Origin of the sequence: Pseudomonas sp. 51_B (assembly GCF_017491595.1) — a bacterium.
In the GTDB taxonomy this organism is placed as follows: Bacteria; Pseudomonadota; Gammaproteobacteria; order Pseudomonadales; family Pseudomonadaceae; genus Aquipseudomonas; species Aquipseudomonas promysalinigenes.
Window position 1 is genome coordinate 1 of record NZ_JAFGYW010000285.1, and the last position, 480, is coordinate 480.

Consider the following 480-nt stretch of genomic DNA (forward strand, 5'->3'; position numbering starts at 1 on the left):
CAACAGGCGCGGGTGACCATGACCTCGGTCGACCAGATGATGGAGCTGCCGCAGGAGCGCAACTTCGAGGAGCGCCCGCTGAGCCGCAAGGTTCTGCAGGGTGCGATCGAATGCCGTCAGCTCAGCTTCACCTATCCGGACCAGCAGAACCCGGCGCTGAAGAACATCAACCTGGTGATCCGTCCCGGCGAGAAGATCGGCATCATCGGCCGCAGTGGTTCGGGCAAGAGTTCGCTGGCGAAACTGCTGGTGGGCCTGTACCAACCGGACGACGGTGCCTTGCTGGTCGACGGCGTGGACATCCGCCAGATCGACGTCAGCGAACTGCGTTACAACATCGGTTACGTGCCGCAGGACATTCAGCTGCTGTCCGGCACCCTGCGTGACAACCTGGTGTCCGGCGCGCGTTACGTCGAAGACGAGCTGGTGCTGCAAGCCGCCGAACTGGCCGGCGTCCACGAATTCGCCCGTCTGCACCCG

The 480-nt window shown here is 63.8% G+C and carries 1 protein-coding gene; it reads left to right on the plus strand.

Translation table 11 applies throughout. The features are described 5' to 3' along the window. On the plus strand, positions 1–480 hold a 480-nt coding region (locus J5M56_RS24855; RefSeq protein WP_207938043.1), incomplete at both ends, for an ATP-binding cassette domain-containing protein.